Source organism: Myxococcales bacterium, from assembly GCA_016717005.1.
Classification (GTDB): domain Bacteria; phylum Myxococcota_A; class Polyangia; order Haliangiales; family Haliangiaceae; genus UBA2376.
In genome coordinates, this window is the sequence record JADJUF010000014.1 from 350,156 (window position 1) to 368,046 (window position 17,891).

Below are 17,891 nucleotides of genomic sequence, written 5' to 3' on the forward strand. Positions count from 1 at the left end.
GCTCCCGACAAGGCGCGGGCGTCAGGCGGCGCGGGCCGGCGCCGCGGCGACGGCGCCGAAGGTGATCGCGCCGTGGCTGTAGGTCGGGGCCAGGCCCGGCGCCAGCGGGTGGCGGACCATCTCCGACGACGCGAAGTGCTGCGGGAACTCCGGGCGCTCGGGGCAGGGATCGGCCAGGGTCTTCTCGAGCACCATCGACGTGTACTGATCGAGCGACGCCTCGCGGGTGTTGCCGTTGAGGATCACCTCGACGCCGCGATCGCGGGCGTAGGCGCGCACCCCGGCGATGCGGCTGGCCTCGGGGGCGTAGGCGTCGACGCACACGCCGTTCTCGCTGATCGTCCACAGCCCGCGGTCGGTGACGACGACCGGCGTGTGGTTGCCGGCGGTGTGGCCGGGCGTGCGCACCAGCGCGAAGCCGGCGCCGAGCGCGTAGTCGCCGTCGAGCGCGACGATCTTGGCCGGATCGATCGCGCGCAGCCCGTCGGCGACGTACCAGTCGCGCTGGAGCGGGTGGGCGCAGGCGTGGGTGGCCAGCTCGGCGCCCTGGGCCAGCAGGCGAGCGTTGGGCAAGAGCGCCGGCGTCGGCGCGGCCGCGCCGGGCTCGGGCGCGGTGGTGCCGAGCAGGCCCCGCAGATCCTGGACGTGGTGGTGATCGAAGGTGACGTAGTCGATGGCCGCGGGGTCGACGCCCCACCCGGCCAGCGCGGTCGCGACCGCGCCGTGGCGCTGGGTCATCACGCGCTGGGCCACGAACCGGCCGTAGCGCTCGAGCTGGCGCGCGAAGAACGGCGCGTGCAGCGACCGATCGGGGTCGCTCGGGTTGACGAGGATCGACACCACCCGCGCGCCGACCCGGACCTGCACCAGCTGGACCCGGTTGCGCATCATCACGTACGGCGCCGGCGAGGCCGCGGCCCCGGTCAGCGCGTACGCGGTCGGGTACGGGAACGTGATCAGGTCGGCCGTGCGCACGCACCGCGCCGGGCCGGCGGCGGCGAGGCGATCGCGCAGCCGGCGCGCGCCCGCGCGGACCGCGTCGAGGCGGACCCCGGGGTTGGCCTCGACCCAGGCGGGGTCGAGATCGGTCAGGCGGACGAGCTCGGGCGGCGCGGTCGACATCGCCCGACGCTACCGCACAACCGCCGGGCGCCCAGCGCCGTCAGCGCACGGCCGCCCGCGGCAGCTCGTAGAGCACCGGCAGGAACAGGCGACCCATCACGATCACCGCGCGGCCGTCGGGCGAGGGCCGCGGCTGGAACAAGATCTCGTCGCGGGACTGGTACACCTCGGTGGCGCCAGCCGGGCCCAGCGCGACCAGCGAGTAGCGCGTGGTGTTGGTGCTCCCGGTGAGGAGCAGGCCGCCGCGCGGATCGAACGCGAGCGCGCGCGGCGACAGGTCGGTCTCGACCCGGACCTCGGCGCCGGCGGTGAGATCGAGCTCGACCACGTCGCGGGTGCCGTCGGCGAGCAGCAGGCGCGCGCCGCCGGCGGTCAGGGCGACGTCGTCGATGCGGCCGGCCGGCCCCACGGTCGCGCCGACGGCGCCGTCGCCGGGCTCGACCCAGGCCAGCCGCCGCGCGGTCGCGTCGTCGCCGTCGCGCACCAGCAGGCACGGCGGCGCGCGGTCGTCGGTGCAGCGCACGGTGCGGAGGACGCCGGGCGGGACGCGCCAGCGCTCGCGGCCGTCGGCGATCGACACCGCGACCACCTCGCGGCCGGCGTCCCGGCGCAGCGCCGCGATCACCACGTCGCCGGCGCGGGTGGCCGAGATGATCTCGCCGTCGAGCCGGGCCGGCGTGGTCGCGACCGCGCCGGTGGGCCCGTGGCGCTCGATGCCGCCCGAGGCCCGGTTCCACACCAGGAACGTGCCGTCGTCCATCCACGCCAGCGCGGCGCCGACGGTGGCGGGGTCGAGATCGCGGGCGACGGTCGACGCCCCGGCCCGGTCGAGGACGCGGCTGCGGAAGGTGGCGCCCGAGTCGATGAACATCACGCGGTCACCGCCGACGACGATCTGCCCGAACCAGCCGCGCTCGATCCGGTAGACGAGCCGCGCCGGCGCCAGCGCCGCGCCGACGAGATCGGCGCGCCACAGGGTCGGGCGATCGACGGTGCCGATGGCGTAGAGCAGCGTGTCGTCGTCGGCCCAGGCCACGGCGGTCGCGCCCGGCAGCCACGCCGACCGCGCCACCACGCCGCGGGCGTCGAGCACGACGATCTGGCCGTCGTAGCGCCGCTCGAGCAGGAGCGCCAGCCGGCGCCCGTCGGGCGAGCCCGCGACGACCTGGGCCGGGTGGTCGATCTGGACCAGCGGCGTGACCGCGGCGCCGGCCCCGAGCCCGAGCTGCCAGCCGGCGCCGTCGATCCGCGCGACGACCTCGTGGCCGTCGACGCGCCCGAGCCAGCGATCCCAGCCGGGCCAGCGCGCGACCTCAGTGACGCCCCCGGCTGGCAGCGTCACCTGCTCGAGCCGCAGCGGCCGGGTGTAGGCGATCAGCACGTGATCGCGATCGGCGAACGCGACCCGCTCGATCGGGTCGGTGGGATCGAGGTGCGACCACACCGGCGCGCCGTCGATCGCGCGCACGTCGATGCGATCGGTCGTGGCGATCGCGACCCGGCGACCGTCGGGCGCCAGGGCGATGCGGCTGGCCAGCGACACGTCGAACCGGCGCACCGCGGTCACCGTCGCGGGCGGCCGCGCGTGGACCGTCGCCCGGGCGCGCACCACCACGATCGTCGCGACCACCGCCGCGGTGACCGCGACCGCGACCGCGACGATCGCCAGCGGCGGCACCCGCCGCGGCGGCACCAGCGCGGCCAGGAGCGCCGGCAGATCGGGCCAGCGCGCGGCCGGCGCGGCGGCCAGGCCGCGCACCACCGCGGCCCGGAGCCAGCGCGGGACCCGGTCGTCGGCCGGCGCCGGGCGCACCGCGCCGCGATCGATCGCGTCGACCAGCGCGGCGATGGTCATGGCCTCGCGCCCGAGGAACGGGTGCTCGCCGTAGAGCGCCTCGTACAGCGACGCGCAGAAGCTGAACTGATCGGCGCGGGCGTCGATCACCTCGCCGCGGAGCTGCTCGGGGCTCATGAACGCCGGCGTACCGAGGACGGTGCCGGCCGCGGTCAGGTCGCTCACCACCTGATCGTGGGCGCGCGAGGTCCGCCGGGTCGGCTCGAGCCGGCGCCCGAACGCGGCCAGCCCGAAGTCGGCCACGCACACCCGGCCGGCGCGATCGATGAGCACGTTGTCGGGCTTGAAGTCGCGGTGCAGGATCCCGCCGGCGTGGGCGGCGGCGAGGCCGCGGCCGGCGTCGCGGAACCGCGCCAGCGTGGCCCGCCAGTCGTGCGGGTCGGCGCGCCCGCGCAGCCACTCGCCGAGCGTGACCCCCTCGACCAGGTCCATCGCGACGAACAGCCGGCCGGCGTCGTCGCCGGCGTCGTGGACGGTCACGACGTTGGGGTGGGACAGCTTGGCCATCGCCCGGGCCTCGCGCAGCAGCCGCGGGCCGCCGTCGGGCGCCGCGGCGATGGCCGGGTGCACGACCTTGATCGCCACCGCGCGATCGAGCTGCGGATCGCGGGCCCGCCACACCTGCCCCATCGCGCCCTCGCCGATCAGGGTCTCGAGCAGGTACCGGTCGATCGTCGTGCCGGCGGTCGGCACCGGGACCGGCGCGGTGTCGATGCGGCCGAAGTCGAACTCGCCGGTGGCGCTGGCGTCGTCGTCGGCCACGGTCGGATCGTCGACGGACACCGTCGACTCCCCGCTCGCGAACCAATCCGGCGGCGCCCCGGGCATGGCCGGAGTATCGCACCGGATCGACTGGACCTACGACCCCGCCGCCGGTTCCCGCCGCCGGGCAACCTGAGGTAGGCTGCGCGCCGATGCCGGTCGACGACCTGCGCTCTGGAACCTGGGTCACCTACGTCGGCGGCCGCGCCACCGGCCTGCGCCTGCGCCGGTGTCGGGTCGAGGTCACGGCCGGCCCCGACGCCGGCCTCATCCGCGACCTCGAGGCGCCGGTCATCCGCATCGGCGCCCGCCGCGGCAACGACGTGCAGCTGTCCGACGCCAAGGTGTCGGGGCTGCACTGCGAGATCCGGCTCGACGACCGCGGCTACCGGCTGCGCGATCTCGACTCGACCAACGGCACGTTCGTCGGCGGCATCCGCATCAACGACGTCTACGTCCAGCCCGGCGCGCAGATCGCGGTCGGCTCGACGCGGATGAAGTTCGAGCCGCTCGGCGAGTCGGTCGAGCTGGAGATCTCCGAGCGCGATCGCCTGGGCGGCATGCTCGGCCGCTCGGTCAAGATGCGCGAGCTGTTCGCGCGGCTCGAGAAGCTCGCCGCCAGCGACACCACCGTGCTGATCACCGGCGAGACCGGGGTCGGCAAGGAGCTGGCCGCCGAGTGCGTGCACGACCTGTCGCCGCGCGTGAAGGGCCCGTTCGTGGTCGTCGACTGCGGCTCGATCCCGCCGACCCTGATCGAGAGCGAGCTGTTCGGGCACGAGCGCGGCGCGTTCACCGGCGCCACCGCGAGCTACGCCGGCGCGTTCGAGCGCGCCCACGGCGGCACGGTCTTCCTCGACGAGCTCGGCGAGCTACCGCTGGCGATGCAGCCCAAGCTCCTGCGCGTGCTCGAGGCCAAGGAGGTGCGGCGGGTCGGCGGCCAGAAGACGTTCAACGTCGACATCCGCATCGTCGCCGCCACCAACCGCGACCTCGGGGTCGAGGTCAACCGTGGCCGGTTCCGCGAGGACCTGTTCTACCGCCTCGCCGTCGCGCGGATCGTCGTGCCGCCGCTGCGCGAGCGCAAGGAGGACATCCCGCTGCTCATCGAGGGCATCCTGGCCACGACGCCCGGCGGCGAGGGCGCGTACATCGCGGCCGAGACCATCGATCTGATGATGAAGCACGACTGGCCCGGCAACGTCCGCGAGCTGCGCAACGTGATCGAGCGCGCGGTGCTCCTGGCCGAGCCGCCCGAGAACGCCGCGCAGCTGCGCCGGGCGCCCGCGCCGCAGCCGCCGCCGCGGACCGATCACACGCCGTCGACGACGGCGTCGTCGCCCGACGCCACGATGACCGTGCCGGTCGACATCGCGACGCCGTTCAAGGCCGCCAAGGGCAACGTCGTGTCCGAGTTCGAGCGCCGCTACATCTCGAAGCTCCTGGCCCACCACGACGGCAACATCTCGGCGGCGGCCCGCGCCGCCGGCATCGACCGCATGTCGATCCACAAGATGCTGCACCGGCTCGGCCTGGCCAACCCCGGGCGCGACGACGGCCCGCCCGCGTTCGACGTCAGCGACGCCACCGAGGACTGACCGGCGGGTGTCGGGCGACGATCCGTTTCGCACCGCGACCCACGGCCACTCGACGGCGCTCGCACGGCTGGCCGCCCGCCACCCCGACGCCGAGCTGATCCACCAGGCCGAGGGCAACGATCACGCGCTCGGCGCGGCGCTGCGCGATCCGGCGCCGACCGGGTGCCTGGTCGCGGTCGGCTACCTGACGGCGCTCGGCCTGGCGATCGGCTGGGCCTGGGGCTGGGTGGCGACGACGACGCTCGCGGGCGTCGGGGCGGCGGTCGCCCTGGTCCACGGCGGGGACCAGCTCCAGCGCTGGCGGTGGCGGCGACGGGTCGGCGCCGCGACGGCGTGGCTGGATCGACAGGCGTTTCCGATCACGGGCGTGCGCGGCTACGTCGCCGCGACGATCCAGATGATCGACGTGACGTTCACGACGCCGCCGACGGTGGCCGACTTCGGCGCCGGCATCCGCGGCCACCTGCCCGACGGTCAGGTGATCGTCATCGACGAGCACACCTACCGGGTGGCGACGCCACGCTTGGGCCCGGCCGGGCGGCCGCTGGCGGGGGCGCGGCCGACCATGGCCGCGCTGCGGCGGTTCGTCGAGGAGGTGCTGGCGCCGCTGCACCTCGAGCTCGGCGTGGTCCGGGTCCAGCTCGGCGGCTCCCTCGAGCTGGCCCCGCCGCGCCGCGATCCACACGCGCCGGACGACGCGACGCCTCCAGCCCCCACGTGAGCGTGACGACCGGCGGCGCCCCGCTGCGCGCCGGGCGACGCTACGCCACCAGCCCGTACGTGAGCTTGGCGACCATCGCCAGCGCGACCGCGACCGCCGCCAGCCGGACCAGGCCGCCGCCGCGGGTCAGCACGAGGTGGGCGCCGATCAGCGCGCCGGCGAACTGCCCCGCCGCCATCGGCAGCGAGATCTCCCAGAGGATCCGCCCGTGGGCGGCGAACAGCGCCACCGACGCCAGGTTGGACGCGAAGTTGACGACCTTGGCGTTGGCGCTCGCGTGCTCGGCGACCTCGCCCAGGAGCCACATGAAGCCGACGATCAAGAGCGTGCCGGTGCCGGGGCCGAAGAAGCCGTCGTAGGCGCCGACCACCAGCGCGATCGCGACCGCGGTCACCAGCGGCCGCGCCGGCAGCCGCGCGGTCGCCGGCCGCGGCACCAGCACCAGCGCCGCGGCCACGCACAGGAGCACGATGATCAGCGGATCGAGCACGGCCTTGTCGACCTGCGTCACCAGCGCGGCGCCGGCCGCCGCGCCCGCGAACCCGGCCGCGAACGACGGCACGCTGCGGCGCCAGGCCAGCCGCCCGGCCCGCGCGAACCGCAAGGTCGCCGCGCCCGAGCCGAACACCGACTGGCCCTTGTTGGTGCCGAGCGCGAGCGGCGCCGGCACGCCCGCGGTCAAGAGCGCCGGCAGCGTCAGCAGGCCGCCGCCGCCGGCGATCGCGTCGACACAGCCGGCCACGGTGGCGACCGCGGTCAACGCGACGGTCGTGCCGAGGCCGACGTCCACGCGCGGCACTGTACCGTCAAGCCCGCGGCCGCGGGGTAGGCTGGCGCGATGATCGCCGCGCTGCCGCCGCCGTCGCCTCGCCTGATCGCCGCCTACGACGCCGAGCGCTTCCGCGCCGACGGCCACCGCGTGATCGATCGCCTGGCCGACCATCTCGCGACCGCGGTCGCCGGCGACGACGCGCCGGTCTTGCCGTGGCAACCGCCGGCCCAGGCGATCGCGGCGTGGCCGAGCGAGTTCGACGACGAGCCCAGCGCCGATCTGGTGACGACGGTCGAGCAGACGCTCGCGACCTCGATCCGCCTGCACCACCCGCGCGTGCTCGGCCACCAGGTGCCGCCGCCGGTGCCGGGCGCGGCGCTGGTCGACGCGCTCGCGGCGCTGCTCAACAACGGCATGGCGGTCTACGAGATGGGCGGCGCCGCCACGCCGCACGAGCTCGCGGTCGTCGGCTGGATGGCGCGCACGCTCGGCCTGCCCGCGAGCGCGGGCGGCCTGCTGACCTCGGGCGGGTCGCTCGGCAACCTGACCGCGCTCCTGGCCGCGCGCCAGGCCCGGGCCGGCCACGACGTCTGGACCGACGGCAGCCACGCCGGGCCGCCGCTGGCGGTGCTGGTCGCTGACACCGCCCACTACTCGATCGATCGCGCGGTCCGGGTGCTCGGCTGGGGCGCCGGCGGCGCGGTCGCGGTCGCGGTCGACGCGCGCTACCGGCTGCGCCCCGACGATCTCGCGCGCGCCCACGCCGCCGCGATCGCGGCCGGGCGCCACCCGATCGCGGTCGTGGCCTCGGCCGGCTCGACCGCGACCGGCGCGTACGATCCGCTGCCGGCGATCGCCGACTTCTGCGCGAGCGCCGGCCTGTGGCTGCACGTCGACGGCGCCCACGGCGCGGCCGCGGCGCTGGCCCCGCGCCACGCCCACCTGGTGCGCGGGATCGAGCGCGCCGACTCGATCGTCTGGGACGCGCACAAGCTGCTGGCCATGCCGGCGCTGTGCACCGCCGTGCTCTACCGCGACGGCGAGCACGCCTACGGCGCGTTCGCGCAGGAGGCGTCGTACCTGTTCGCGCGCGAGCGCCAGTGGTGGAACCTGGGCCTGCGCACGCTCGAGTGCACCAAGCGGATGATGGGCACGATCTTCTACGCGAGCCTGCGCGCCTACGGCGTCGGGTTCTTCCGCGACTACGTCGAGCGGGTGTTCGCGCTGGCGCAGGCCCTGGCGGCGCGCCTGACCGCCGCCGACGACTTCGAGCTGGCGCTGGCGCCCGACGCCAACATCGTGTGCTTCCGCTACCGGCCGCCGGGCGGGCCGCCGCCGGGCCCGGAGCTCGACCAGCTCCAGGCGACCGTGCGCGCGCGCGGCCGCGACCGCGGCCACTACTACTTCCTCGACACCCAGCTCGGCGGCGCGCGCTGGCTGCGGACCACGGTCATGAACCCGCTGACCACCGCCGTCGAGCTCGACGGCCTGCTCGCGACGATCCGCGCCAGCGCCGCGTGAGCCCGCGCGATCACCGCGCCGGCGCGTCGACCCGGCGCAGCCCGGCGCGCTTGAGGCGTCCGATCATCGCGCCGGCGCGTCGACCCGGCGCAGCCCCGCGCGCTTGAGGCGTCCGATCACCGCGCCGGCGCGTCGCCCCGGCGCAGCCCGCGCGCTTGAGGCGTCCGATCACCGCGCCGGCACGTCGACCCGGCGCAGCCCCGCGCGCTTGAGGCGTCCGATCACCGCGCCGGCGCGTCGACCCGGCGCAGCCCCGCGCGCTTGCGGCGTCCGATCACCGCGCCGGCGCGTCGACCCGGCGCAGCCCCGCGCTCTTGAGGCGCGCGAGCAGGCGCGACCGCGCGCTCGACCGCGGCCCGCGGTAGTGCAGGTGCGGGCCGGCCGCGACGGTCGCGACCGGATCGATCGGGTCGAGGCCGCGGGCGGTCAACCAGCCGTGCACGCTCGTGGTCAGCGCGTCGTCGTCGGACAGCCACACCAGCGACTTGTGCTGGGTCAGCCGCCAGGTCGAGCGCGGGCTCCGCACGTACGCCGCGACGTCGACGTGGCCGCTGGTCAGGCAATCGTCCTGGAAGTCGTCGAGGAACCGGACCGCGCGGCGGACGTCGCGCAGGCGCGGCGTCAGCCACACCTCGCGCGCGCCGACCGGATCGAGGTGCTCGGCGACGTCGATCTCGACGTTGTCGACCGCGGGCAGGCGCTCGAGCACGTCGAGGAAGACGTCGCGGACCTCTTCGCCCGCGACCACCGCCTCAATCATGTGGGTGTCGTCGCCGAGCTTGCGCGCCAGGCCCGGGGCGATCGCCGCGCGCGCCCGCCCGCCCAGGGTCGGGACCACGCCCGGCGGGAACTCGAAGTCGCCGAGGCCGGCCGGCGGATCGGCCAGCACGACCACGCCGCGCCCGACCGACTCGCCGAGCGGGATGTCGGCGTCGGGCGCGATCGCGGCGGCCACCGGCCACACCCGCCCGCGGCGGCCGATCCGCCCGACCGCGGCGGTGATCGCGGCGCCGGCGTGGGCGCCCTCGGCCGCGGCCAAGGTCACGGTCGTGCCGTCGGTGACGGCGACCCGGTACCAGCGCTCGCTCATCGCTCGCTCCTCACAGCGCGGGGTCCATGCGCACGACGACGGCCGTGACGTGGTTGGCGATGACGCCGCCGCGGGCGCGGTCGTCGTCGGCCAGCCCCGGCGCGGTCGCGTCCCAGTGGCTCGCGATCGGCGCGTCGAGCGACACGAACAGCCCCGACGGCCCGGTCGCGGGCTCCCAGCCGTCGAGGGTGAGGTTCGGGTAGACGATCGTGCCGGCGGTCGGGGTCACCGTGGCGCCGAGCACCGGCTGGTTGTCGCGGTCGATCACGAAGCCGATCACGATGCCCTGGCTCGGGAACTCGTCGACGCCGCGCAGCGCGTTGACCAGCTCGATCACCCGCCCGACCAGCGCGGGATCGGGCCAGTAGCCGACCATCGGCACGGCGCCGGCGACCGGCGCGGGTACCTCGGCGCACGCGGCCACCGGCACCGCGCCGGCGGTGACGACGAAGGCCTGCAGGCAGCGCAGGCCCTCGATCGGCCCGCCGACCTCGGCCCGCCAGCGCGGCTCGGGGCCGGCCACGAGGTCGAGCGGGATCAGGCTGCGCTCGTCGAGCAGCGTGTCGCCGCCGCGCTCGACCGTCGGGCCGAACCGCACGTTGATCGAGCCGGCCTCGAGCGTCGACACCGACCGCCACGAGCCCGGCACCAGCAGCGTCGCCTCGACGTCGAGCGCCCGGGTCTGGCACGTGGGGGTGTCGAGCAGATCGGCGCGCGGGCACCCGAGCTCGATGGTCGCGACCTCGCGCTGGCCGACGGGGAAGTAGATCTCGCGGCCCAGCGCCGGCACCGGCTCGGACGGGATCAGGTAGGCGTTGAGCTGCGGGAACCCGAGCACGTCGAAGTGGCCGAAGGTCGGGCACTCGGCCGCGGGCAGGCCGGCCTCGACCAGCGCGTCGATCGACCACACCTGGAGCTGGATCCGGACCATCTGGTTGGGGATCTCGATCGCCGACGGCAGCGCGACGTCGCGCAGGCCGCACATGTCGTCGCCCGGGGGCACGTCGTAGCAGGCCGTGAAGAACACGCGGGTGTCATCGACGGCATCGACGATCCGCAACCGGGCCCGGGCGCCGCACGACAGCGCGATGGCGCTGCACGACGTCACGCCGTCCGCGGTGAGCGGGCACGCCTGGATCGGGCCCTGGCTCCAGGTCACCCGCAGCCCGAACTGATCGGGATCGCCGCACGCGACCGCGGCGGCGATCAGGCCGATGAGCCAGGCGCGGCGCATCAGTCGACTCCGATCGTGTCGCCGAGCTTGGTGGTGCCGCTGGCGCGCGTCAGGATCGCGGCGATCACCGCGACCACGACGGTCGTGCCCGCGACGCCCATGCCGACCCGGACCCAGCGGCGCTCGTGCCACGGGACCTCGGGCGCGATCGGGCCGATCACCGGCGGCCCCGGCGGCCCCGGCGGGCGCGGCGGCGGCCGCGGCACCGGGCGCAAGGGCCGCAGCACCGCGCCGAGATCGCCGTCGACGGGCCGGGCCGGGCCCAGCCCGCCCTGGCGGGTGTAGAGCCGGGTGGCGACCCCGGCGTCGTCGGCCACCACCAGGATCGCGTCCTCGGCTGCGCCGATCGCCAGCAGCACCTGCACCGCCGCGAACCGCTGACCGTCGTCGGTCGCGGCCCGCAGGCGATCGCGCGCCCGGGCCGCGCGCACCGGCGCCGGCGCCAGCACCGGCACCAGATCGACCCGGACGATCTGCCCGGCGGTCGCGACCACGCGCCGCCCGGTGTCGACGATGTCGTCGCCGCGGGCGGTCACGATGTGGGGGCCGGGCGCGAGCTGCGCCACCGCCGGCTCGCGCCCGACGACCTCGCCGTCGACCAGGATCTCGGTGGCGCCGGGCGCCGCGATCATGACCGCGCCCGAGCCCGGTGGCGGCGTGACCGCGGCCGCGAACACCGCCACCTGGTCGGGCGGGTACTGCGCCGGATCGAGCGCGCGGGCCGGGGACAGCTTGTGCACGAGGCTCCAGGTCGGGATCGCGGCGGCGAGGCCGCTGTCGTCGGCGACCGCCAGGCCCTCGACGAAGGCCAGGTTGGCCAGGAGCTCGCGGGCGGTGCGATCCCCGGCCTCGCCGGCCAGCGCGTCCTGCGCGGCGCGGGCGATCGCCGCCGCGTCGCCGTAGGCGAACCGCACCATCCGCTCGCGCGCGTCGGCGAGCGCGGCCGCGGCGGCGGCGATCGCGGTGCCGTCGATCGGCGTCGGCGCCGCCAGCGCGTCGATCAGCCGGGGCGCGATCGGCCCCAGCGTCGGCTCGGGCCCGAGCGCGCCGTTGAGCCGGGCCACGACCTCGGCGCCGCGGCCGTCGGCGCTGGCGTCGACCACGACCACCGGACGCTCGTCCGCCCGCGCCGTCGTCGCGGCGGCGATGAAAGCTAAGGGCACGAGCGCCAGGTGGGCGCGCATGGCCATACTATAGGGCATCCTCCGGGCCGCGCCCGGTGATCGCCCGCCATGTCCGAGGTCCCCGAGAAGAGCCTGGAACGCTACGACGTGCTGGACCGCATCGCGGTCGGCGGCATGGCGGAGGTGTTCCTGGCCAAGGCCTACGGCGCCCACGGCTTCGAGAAGACGCTGGCGATCAAGCGGATCTTGCCCGAGCTCGCGCGCGATCCCGAGTTCGAGGATCGGTTCATCGCCGAGGCCAAGGTCGCGGTCAAGCTGTCGCACACCAACGTCGTCCAGGTGTTCGACTTCGGGCGCTTCTCGGGCTCGCTGTTCATCGCGATGGAGTACGTCGACGGGCTCGACCTCGCCGCGCTGCTGCGGCGCCTGCGCGATCGCGGCACCAAGGTGCCGGTGGCGGCGGCGTTCCAGATCGCGATCGAGCTGGCGCGCGGGCTCGACTTCGCGCACCAGCACGGGGTCGTCCACCGCGACGTGTCGCCCTCGAACATCCTCTTGTCCCGCGCCGGCGAGGTGAAGATCGCCGACTTCGGGATCGCGGTCGCGGCCCAGCCGCCGCGCCCGGCCAGCGGCAGCCGCCGCAAGGTGATGGGCAAGTGGCGCTACATGTCGCCCGAGCAGGCCCGCGGCGAGACCGTCGACACCCGCAGCGACATGTTCTCGGCGGCGTCGGTGATGTACGAGCTGTTCACGAGCGAGAAGCTGTTCCCCGGCGACGAGGCCGAGGACATCATCCGCAACATCGCCGAGATGCCGCTGCCGAAGCCGTCGCAGGTGCGGCCGGGCCTGCCGCCGCGCCTCGACGAGATCCTCCACCACGCCCTGGCGCGCCTGCCGGATCAGCGCCCGGCCCGCCCGGCGGTGATCCTGCGCGCGCTGACCGAGCTGACCTACGAGTCGAGCATCATCTCGACCGCGCTCGACGTGGCCGAGGTCGTGTCGGACGCGCTCGACACCGCGACCCCGACCGGCAAGCGCCTCGACGCGATCATCCGGGCCCAGCTCGCCAACATCGCGCAGGAGGGCTCGCAGCACCGCCGCACCGCCCGCGGCGACGCCGAGCGCAAGACCGCCGACGCGACCGCGCCGCCGGGCATGACCGACGCCGACCGCAAGACCGCGGTCACGCAGCTCCAGCGCAACCGCCGGCCCACCGCCGACGGCGGCGTCGATCACGACGTGATCGACGAGTCGGTGCCGGTGCTCAAGAGCACGATCGGCTCCGACGGCCTGACCCGGCTCGAGCTCGACGAGACCACCATCGCCGGGGCCGAGTGGCTGCGCCCGGGCGAGCCGCCGGCGATGCCGACCGTGACCCCGGCGAGCCCGGTGGCCGTGGCCGCGCCCGCGCCTGCGCCTGCGGCCGGGCCGCGCCGACGCTGGCTGGCCGGCGCCGCGGTGGTCGCGGCCGGGGCGATCGCCGCGGTCCTGGCCTGGCCCCGCGGCCGCGCCGCCAGCCCCCCGCCGGCCGCGGCGGTCGCGGTCGTCGACGCCGGCCCGGTGGCGCCGCGCCCGGCGGTGCTGGTGGTCGAGAGCGTGCCGGCCGGCGCTCACGGCACCGTCGGCGACCAGCTCATCAGCGCCACGCCGGTGACGCTCGAGGTCCGCGCCGGCACCCCGCTGCCGCTGCGCCTCGAGCTCGACGGCTATCGCCCCTACGTCGACGACCGCGTCGAGGTCGCCGCCGGCCAGACCCTGCGCATCCGGGCGGCGATGGTCGTCGCCGGCGCGCGCCTGATCGTGCGGACCGAGCCGCCCGGCGCCGAGGTCACGCTCGACGGCGCCGACGTCGGCGTCACGCCGCTCACGCTCGACGACGTGCCCGCGCACACCGCCCGCATCGGCCTGAGCCGCGCCGGCTCGGTCGCGACCACCGCGACCGTCGAGCTGCGCGCCGGTCGCGAGGCGGTGGTCACGCGCACGCTCAAGGCCGCGCCGGTGCCGACCGGCACGATCCAGCTGCAGGTCGTCGACGGCTGGGGCGAGATCTACCTCAACGGCAAGAAGATCGGGCAGGCGCCGGCCCGGGCGCTGCGCCTGCCGATCGGCCGCCACCACCTGCGCATCGTCAACCCGCCGACGGGCCGGGTCGCCGAGATCGACGTCGAGGTCACCGCCGACGCGACCAAGTACTACCAGGCCCGCTTCCCGTGATCCGGGCCGGGGCCCTGCTGCTGGCGGCGATCGCGGCCTGCCGCGCGGCCGCGCCGGCGCCGCCGCGGATCGAGAACCGCCCGGTCGAGGGCGTCGACGCCGCGCGGGTCCGCGGGCCGATCACGCGCGCGTCGGTCGAGCAGCTCCTGGCCACGCGGTTCGCGCGCCAGCTCGCGGCCGGCACCTACGTCACCGAGTGGAGCGGCACCGCCGACGACGTCCTGGCCGAGCTCGCGGCGATGGGCTGGGTCGACCTCGGCGAGCTCGCCGCGGCGATCCCGCGCGACTTCGACGTCCGGGCCGCGCACCAGTTCACCGCCGACGACCCGGCCAACATCCCGGGCACGCTGCGCGACGTGATGATCCTCCACGACGCCCGCCGCTACTTCGAGCGCGCCTGGGACCACCACTGGGCCTCGCTCGCGCCCGGCGATCTCGAGGTCTACCGGGCCTACAGCCTCGACCTCGGCCCGCTGCGCGCGGCCGGGGTCATGGGCGCGGACGCCGACGGGTCTTGATCTCGACGGTGACGTCGCCGTCGATCCGGACCTGACACGCCAGCCGTAGCCGGGTGATGCGGTAGAGGTTGCCGAGGTGGCGCTCCTCGACGTCGGTGTACGGCGACAGCGCGGCGTCGCCCTCGATCACCTTGACCCGGCACAGGCCGCACGTGCCCTTGCCGACGCACGCGGTCTCGATCCCGGCGGTGATCCGGCCGCCCGCGTCGAACAGGGTCGTGCCGGCGGCGACCTCGACGGTGACGTCGGCCGGCAGGAACCGGACCTTCGCCGTCACCGCGCCCTCGACACCGCCGGGTGGCCGGCGATCGTGAACCGCAGCCGCCGGCGCGCCCACGGCCCGGCGTAGTCGACGCCGATCCGCGCGCTCGTGGCGATCGCGCGCGCGGGCACCCGGGCGCCGCGGCGGACGTGCAGCGCGTCGGCGTCGAGCGTGCGCCCGTGCTGCCCCGGGCCCAGGCCGAGCGCGCGCGTGACCTTGCCCGGACCGCGGCCGATCGCCGGATCGAGCGGCAGCCCGGCGGCGGGGGCGATCGCGCGCACCAGCACCGCGCCGGCGCGGCCATCGCGATCCGCGACGATGTTGAACATCTGGTGGATCCCGTAGCACAGGTAGACGTAGGTCACGCCGCCCGGGCCGAACATCACGGCGGTGCGCGCGGTCGGCCCGAACCGCGCGTGCGACGCCCGGTCCTCGGGCCCGAGGTAGGCCTCGGTCTCGACGATCATCCCGGCGCGGGCGCCGTGGACCAGCACGCAGCCGAGCAGCGCGCGCGCCACCACCGGCGGCGGCCGCTGGAACCACGTCAGCCCCAGGCGCTCAGCCATCGCGCCGGGGCCGGTCGGGATCGGCGCACGCGAGCAGCTGGTCGCGATCGATCGCGGCGATGACGTCGGCGACCCGGGGCTCGGCGGCGAGCGCGTCGAGCAGCGCCGTGGCCGCGTCGACGTAGGCCGCCGGCGCCAGCACGCCCTGCAAGAGCCGGAACCGCAGCAGCACGAACGCGGTCTGGACCACGTCGGCCAGGCAGTAGGCCTGGATCTTGGCGAGCTGGCCGGCGCGGTACAGGCCCTCGACCTGCGAGCCGTCGACGCCGATCTTGCCGGGCAGGCCGAACAAGCGGGCGACCGCGTCGAGCGAGCCCGAGCGGGTGGCGCCGTGGTCGGCCAGCCAGTCGCACAGATCGATGTGGCCCTCCTCGCTGTAGCGGTAGCGCACGCCGCGCTCGCGGTAGTACCAGGCCAGCGGCACGCCGTGGCACAGCGACCGCAGCGCGATCACCGGCAGGTCGAACGCGCGGCCGTTGTAGGTCACCAGCACCGGCTTGGCGCGCCCGATCCAGCGCGACAGCTCGACCAGGACGTGCTGCTCGTCGGCGCGGTCGTCGCCGATGACGCCCAGCCGCCGCAGCCGGTAGTCGCGGTCCAGCCACAGGCAGCCGATGACGATGATCCGGTGGGCCCAGGTCGGCGGGAACGGCGCCTCGACGCCCGGGGTCAGCTCGGGCCGGGACCAGCGGGTGGTGTCCGGCACCGTCTCGAGGTCGAGGACCAGGTACTGGGGCTCGGCCATGGCGCTCGACGGTAGCGAATCGTGGCGGCCGCTGTCCCGCGCCGGGTGTGGAATCGGTCACGGCCACCTGCGCACCCGCGCGCACCCGACGACTTGCACCGTCGAAACGGTCATCGCCCAGCGCGTGGCGTTTGCCTCTTGCTCCCTCGCACCGGACGGCAATAATCGCAGACGATGCGCACCGGCCTCGTCTCCGCCGCACTCCTCGCCGCCGCGACCCAGCTCGCCAGCCCGGTCGCGGCCGATCCGCAGTGCCGCGTGATCGATCTCGATCTGCAGCCGTCCGACGATCTGCAGATGGTGGCGTGGCTCGAGGACAGCGCCGGCAACTACATCGCGACCCTGTTCATCACCGACGCGGTCGGCCGCCGCGGCATCGGCAACCGCCCCGGCCGCTACGACTTCAACAGCGGCCCGCGCTGGCCCTACGGTCGCCGCATCACCACGTTCCCGATCTGGTCGCACAAGCACGGCCTCGAGTTCCCGTCGCTGGAGTTCCAGAACCGCGACGACTCCAACCTGTCGCACCCGTTCAACCAGTCGTCGAGCGAGGCGTTCTTCTGTCGGCCGCTGGCGCCGAACGAGCCGGGCTGGGACACCGCCACCTGCAGCTCGCCGATCTTCACCGACAAGGGCAAGGTCACGGCCACCGGCACCTCGCTGTACCCGCCGCGCGAGGACATCGCCCGGGTCGACGGCATCGACGACCCCGCGGTCGGCATGTTCGACCAGATGAACCCGTTCGACGAGGTGTCGCAGGCGACGCCCGCCGCCGACCTGCCGTTCTCGCTGAGCTGGCCGATGCCGGGCGATCTGCCCCAGGGCGACTACGTGGTCGTGGTCGAGGTCAACAAGGAGTTCGACCACAACAGCTCGTACCGGCCCGAGGATCGGCCGTCGCCGACCGGCATCCCGTGGAGCAACTACGGCCTGCCCTACCGCGGCCAGCCATCGGTGGTGTACCGGCTGCCGGTGACCGTCGGGACCAGCACGATGACCGCGATGACCGCGACCTACGCCGGCTACGGCGATCCTGACGACGGCGACGGGGTCGACGGCGACCTGCGCGCCCCCGACGCCACGATCTCGACTGGCGTGCCCGGCTCCGGCGCCGCCCGCCTGCTGCTGCGCACCGACGGCGCCGACACGTTCCGCGTCCGCGCCACCGCGCGGCCCGAGGACGACTCGATCCCGCCCGGCCCGGCCACCGAGCTGGGCGCGCCCGAGCTCACGCCCACCGCCGCCACGATCACGTTCGTCGCGCCCGGCGACGACGGCGGCGCCACGCCGGTGACCGGCTACGAGGTCCGCTACCGCGCGGTCGAGCCGATCACCGACGCCAACTTCGCGACCTCGTCGCCGATCTCGCAGGCGATCGCGCCCGACGACCCCGGCCAGGTGCAGCTGTTCGATCTGACCGGCCTCCTGCCCGAGACCACCTACTACGTCGCGGTGCGCGCCTACGACGAGTGCCGCAACTACGGGCCGATCGCGACCGCCAGCTTCACCACGCCGGCCCGGGCCGCGGGCGAGGTCGACGCGTGCTTCGTCGCGACCGCCGCGTACGGCACGCTCATGGCCAACGAGGTCAGCCACCTGCGCCAGTTCCGCGACGGCCTGCTGCGGCGGAGCGTGCTCGGCGAGCTGTTCGTCGAGACCTACTACGCGGTCGGCCCGGCGTTCGCCACCGTGGTCGATCACTCCGATCCGCTGCGCGCGGCGGCCCGCGACGGGCTCGGGCCGCTGGTCGGCCTGGTGCGCGGCCTCAAGTACGAGGCCCCGTAGCG

The 17,891-nt window shown here is 75.5% G+C and carries 15 protein-coding genes; 6 read left to right on the plus strand and 9 right to left on the minus strand.

Annotated elements, in window-relative coordinates:
- Positions 1–21: 21 nt before the first annotated feature.
- Both IPL61_15645 and IPL61_15650 read right to left on the minus strand, forming a co-directional pair.
- The gene (locus IPL61_15645; GenBank protein ID MBK9032680.1) at positions 22–1,122 is read right to left on the minus strand and encodes a hypothetical protein; all 1,101 of its coding nucleotides are present in this window, start codon (positions 1,120–1,122) and stop codon (positions 22–24) included.
- Between the two features lie 40 nt (positions 1,123–1,162).
- A complete protein-coding gene (locus IPL61_15650; protein MBK9032681.1) occupies positions 1,163–3,805 on the minus strand; it encodes a serine/threonine protein kinase in 2,643 nt (880 codons plus the stop codon).
- A gap of 86 nt (positions 3,806–3,891) precedes the next feature.
- Between IPL61_15650 and IPL61_15655 the strand changes: the two genes are divergently transcribed.
- Together IPL61_15655 and IPL61_15660 are read left to right on the plus strand one after the other, a co-directional pair.
- Positions 3,892–5,337 carry a sigma 54-interacting transcriptional regulator gene (locus tag IPL61_15655; GenBank protein ID MBK9032682.1) on the plus strand — a complete coding sequence of 482 codons (1,446 nt, stop codon included), beginning with the start codon at positions 3,892–3,894 and terminating at the stop codon, positions 5,335–5,337.
- A 7-nt stretch (positions 5,338–5,344) separates the two neighbouring features.
- The gene (locus tag IPL61_15660; protein ID MBK9032683.1) at positions 5,345–6,058 is read left to right on the plus strand and encodes a hypothetical protein; all 714 of its coding nucleotides are present in this window, start codon (positions 5,345–5,347) and stop codon (positions 6,056–6,058) included.
- A 40-nt stretch (positions 6,059–6,098) separates the two neighbouring features.
- On the opposite strand, the gene IPL61_15665 is transcribed toward IPL61_15660, so the two are convergent.
- A complete protein-coding gene (locus IPL61_15665) occupies positions 6,099–7,001 on the minus strand; it encodes a TSUP family transporter (GenBank protein ID MBK9032684.1) in 903 nt (300 codons plus the stop codon).
- On the opposite strand from IPL61_15665, the gene IPL61_15670 reads away from it, so the two are divergent.
- A complete protein-coding gene (locus tag IPL61_15670; GenBank protein MBK9032685.1) occupies positions 6,897–8,351 on the plus strand; it encodes a pyridoxal-dependent decarboxylase in 1,455 nt (484 codons plus the stop codon). The genes IPL61_15665 and IPL61_15670 overlap by 105 nt on opposite strands.
- Before the next feature lie 274 nt (positions 8,352–8,625).
- Here IPL61_15670 and IPL61_15675 read toward each other — a convergent pair whose 3' ends face one another.
- From IPL61_15675 to IPL61_15685, 3 genes are read right to left on the minus strand one after another with little or no spacing between them, the layout of a single operon-like run.
- Positions 8,626–9,441, minus strand: coding sequence for a hypothetical protein (locus IPL61_15675; protein MBK9032686.1), 816 nt, complete (start codon positions 9,439–9,441; stop codon positions 8,626–8,628).
- A gap of 10 nt (positions 9,442–9,451) precedes the next feature.
- Positions 9,452–10,675 carry a hypothetical protein gene (locus IPL61_15680; protein MBK9032687.1) on the minus strand — a complete coding sequence of 408 codons (1,224 nt, stop codon included), beginning with the start codon at positions 10,673–10,675 and terminating at the stop codon, positions 9,452–9,454.
- Complete coding sequence (locus IPL61_15685) at positions 10,675–11,859, minus strand: hypothetical protein (protein ID MBK9032688.1); 1,185 nt, start codon at positions 11,857–11,859, stop codon at positions 10,675–10,677. The genes IPL61_15680 and IPL61_15685 overlap by 1 nt, the downstream gene beginning before the upstream one ends.
- A gap of 48 nt (positions 11,860–11,907) precedes the next feature.
- On the opposite strand from IPL61_15685, the gene IPL61_15690 reads away from it, so the two are divergent.
- Entirely contained in the window at positions 11,908–14,013 is a 2,106-nt protein-coding gene (locus IPL61_15690; GenBank protein MBK9032689.1) for a serine/threonine protein kinase, read from the plus strand.
- Positions 14,010–14,531 carry a hypothetical protein gene (locus IPL61_15695; GenBank protein MBK9032690.1) on the plus strand — a complete coding sequence of 174 codons (522 nt, stop codon included), beginning with the start codon at positions 14,010–14,012 and terminating at the stop codon, positions 14,529–14,531. The genes IPL61_15690 and IPL61_15695 overlap by 4 nt, the downstream gene beginning before the upstream one ends.
- On the opposite strand, the gene IPL61_15700 is transcribed toward IPL61_15695, so the two are convergent.
- Genes IPL61_15700 through IPL61_15710 form a run of 3 tightly spaced genes read right to left on the minus strand, consistent with a single transcriptional unit; the run spans position 14,503 to position 16,104 of the window.
- Entirely contained in the window at positions 14,503–14,808 is a 306-nt protein-coding gene (locus tag IPL61_15700) for a 2Fe-2S iron-sulfur cluster binding domain-containing protein (protein MBK9032691.1), read from the minus strand. The two genes, IPL61_15695 and IPL61_15700, sit on opposite strands and share 29 nt — an antisense overlap.
- Positions 14,805–15,359 carry a DNA-3-methyladenine glycosylase gene (locus IPL61_15705; GenBank protein ID MBK9032692.1) on the minus strand — a complete coding sequence of 185 codons (555 nt, stop codon included), beginning with the start codon at positions 15,357–15,359 and terminating at the stop codon, positions 14,805–14,807. Before IPL61_15705 ends, IPL61_15700 begins: the two co-directional genes overlap by 4 nt.
- The gene (locus IPL61_15710) at positions 15,352–16,104 is read right to left on the minus strand and encodes a ribonuclease H-like domain-containing protein (GenBank protein MBK9032693.1); all 753 of its coding nucleotides are present in this window, start codon (positions 16,102–16,104) and stop codon (positions 15,352–15,354) included. The genes IPL61_15705 and IPL61_15710 overlap by 8 nt, the downstream gene beginning before the upstream one ends.
- 174 nt (positions 16,105–16,278) lie before the next feature.
- On the opposite strand from IPL61_15710, the gene IPL61_15715 reads away from it, so the two are divergent.
- On the plus strand, positions 16,279–17,889 hold the full coding sequence (locus IPL61_15715) for a fibronectin type III domain-containing protein (GenBank protein ID MBK9032694.1): 1,611 nt from the start codon (positions 16,279–16,281) through the stop codon (positions 17,887–17,889).
- The last annotated feature ends 2 nt before the right edge of the window (positions 17,890–17,891 follow it).

What these genes read in the sequence shown, in the direction of transcription:
- IPL61_15645 (MBK9032680.1), bottom strand. Translation starts at nt 1,122, where the DNA reads ATGTCGACCGCGCCGCCCGAGCTCGTCCGCCTGACCGATCTCGACCCC.
- IPL61_15650 (MBK9032681.1), bottom strand. Translation starts at nt 3,805, where the DNA reads ATGCCCGGGGCGCCGCCGGATTGGTTCGCGAGCGGGGAGTCGACGGTG.
- IPL61_15655 (MBK9032682.1), top strand. Translation starts at nt 3,892, where the DNA reads ATGCCGGTCGACGACCTGCGCTCTGGAACCTGGGTCACCTACGTCGGC.
- IPL61_15670 (MBK9032685.1), top strand. Translation starts at nt 6,897, where the DNA reads ATGATCGCCGCGCTGCCGCCGCCGTCGCCTCGCCTGATCGCCGCCTAC.
- IPL61_15665 (MBK9032684.1), bottom strand. Translation starts at nt 7,001, where the DNA reads ATGGTCGGCCAGGCGATCGATCACGCGGTGGCCGTCGGCGCGGAAGCG.
- IPL61_15675 (MBK9032686.1), bottom strand. Translation starts at nt 9,441, where the DNA reads ATGAGCGAGCGCTGGTACCGGGTCGCCGTCACCGACGGCACGACCGTG.
- IPL61_15680 (MBK9032687.1), bottom strand. Translation starts at nt 10,675, where the DNA reads ATGCGCCGCGCCTGGCTCATCGGCCTGATCGCCGCCGCGGTCGCGTGC.
- IPL61_15685 (MBK9032688.1), bottom strand. Translation starts at nt 11,859, where the DNA reads ATGCGCGCCCACCTGGCGCTCGTGCCCTTAGCTTTCATCGCCGCCGCG.
- IPL61_15690 (MBK9032689.1), top strand. Translation starts at nt 11,908, where the DNA reads ATGTCCGAGGTCCCCGAGAAGAGCCTGGAACGCTACGACGTGCTGGAC.
- IPL61_15705 (MBK9032692.1), bottom strand. Translation starts at nt 15,359, where the DNA reads ATGGCTGAGCGCCTGGGGCTGACGTGGTTCCAGCGGCCGCCGCCGGTG.
- IPL61_15710 (MBK9032693.1), bottom strand. Translation starts at nt 16,104, where the DNA reads ATGGCCGAGCCCCAGTACCTGGTCCTCGACCTCGAGACGGTGCCGGAC.
- IPL61_15715 (MBK9032694.1), top strand. Translation starts at nt 16,279, where the DNA reads ATGCGCACCGGCCTCGTCTCCGCCGCACTCCTCGCCGCCGCGACCCAG.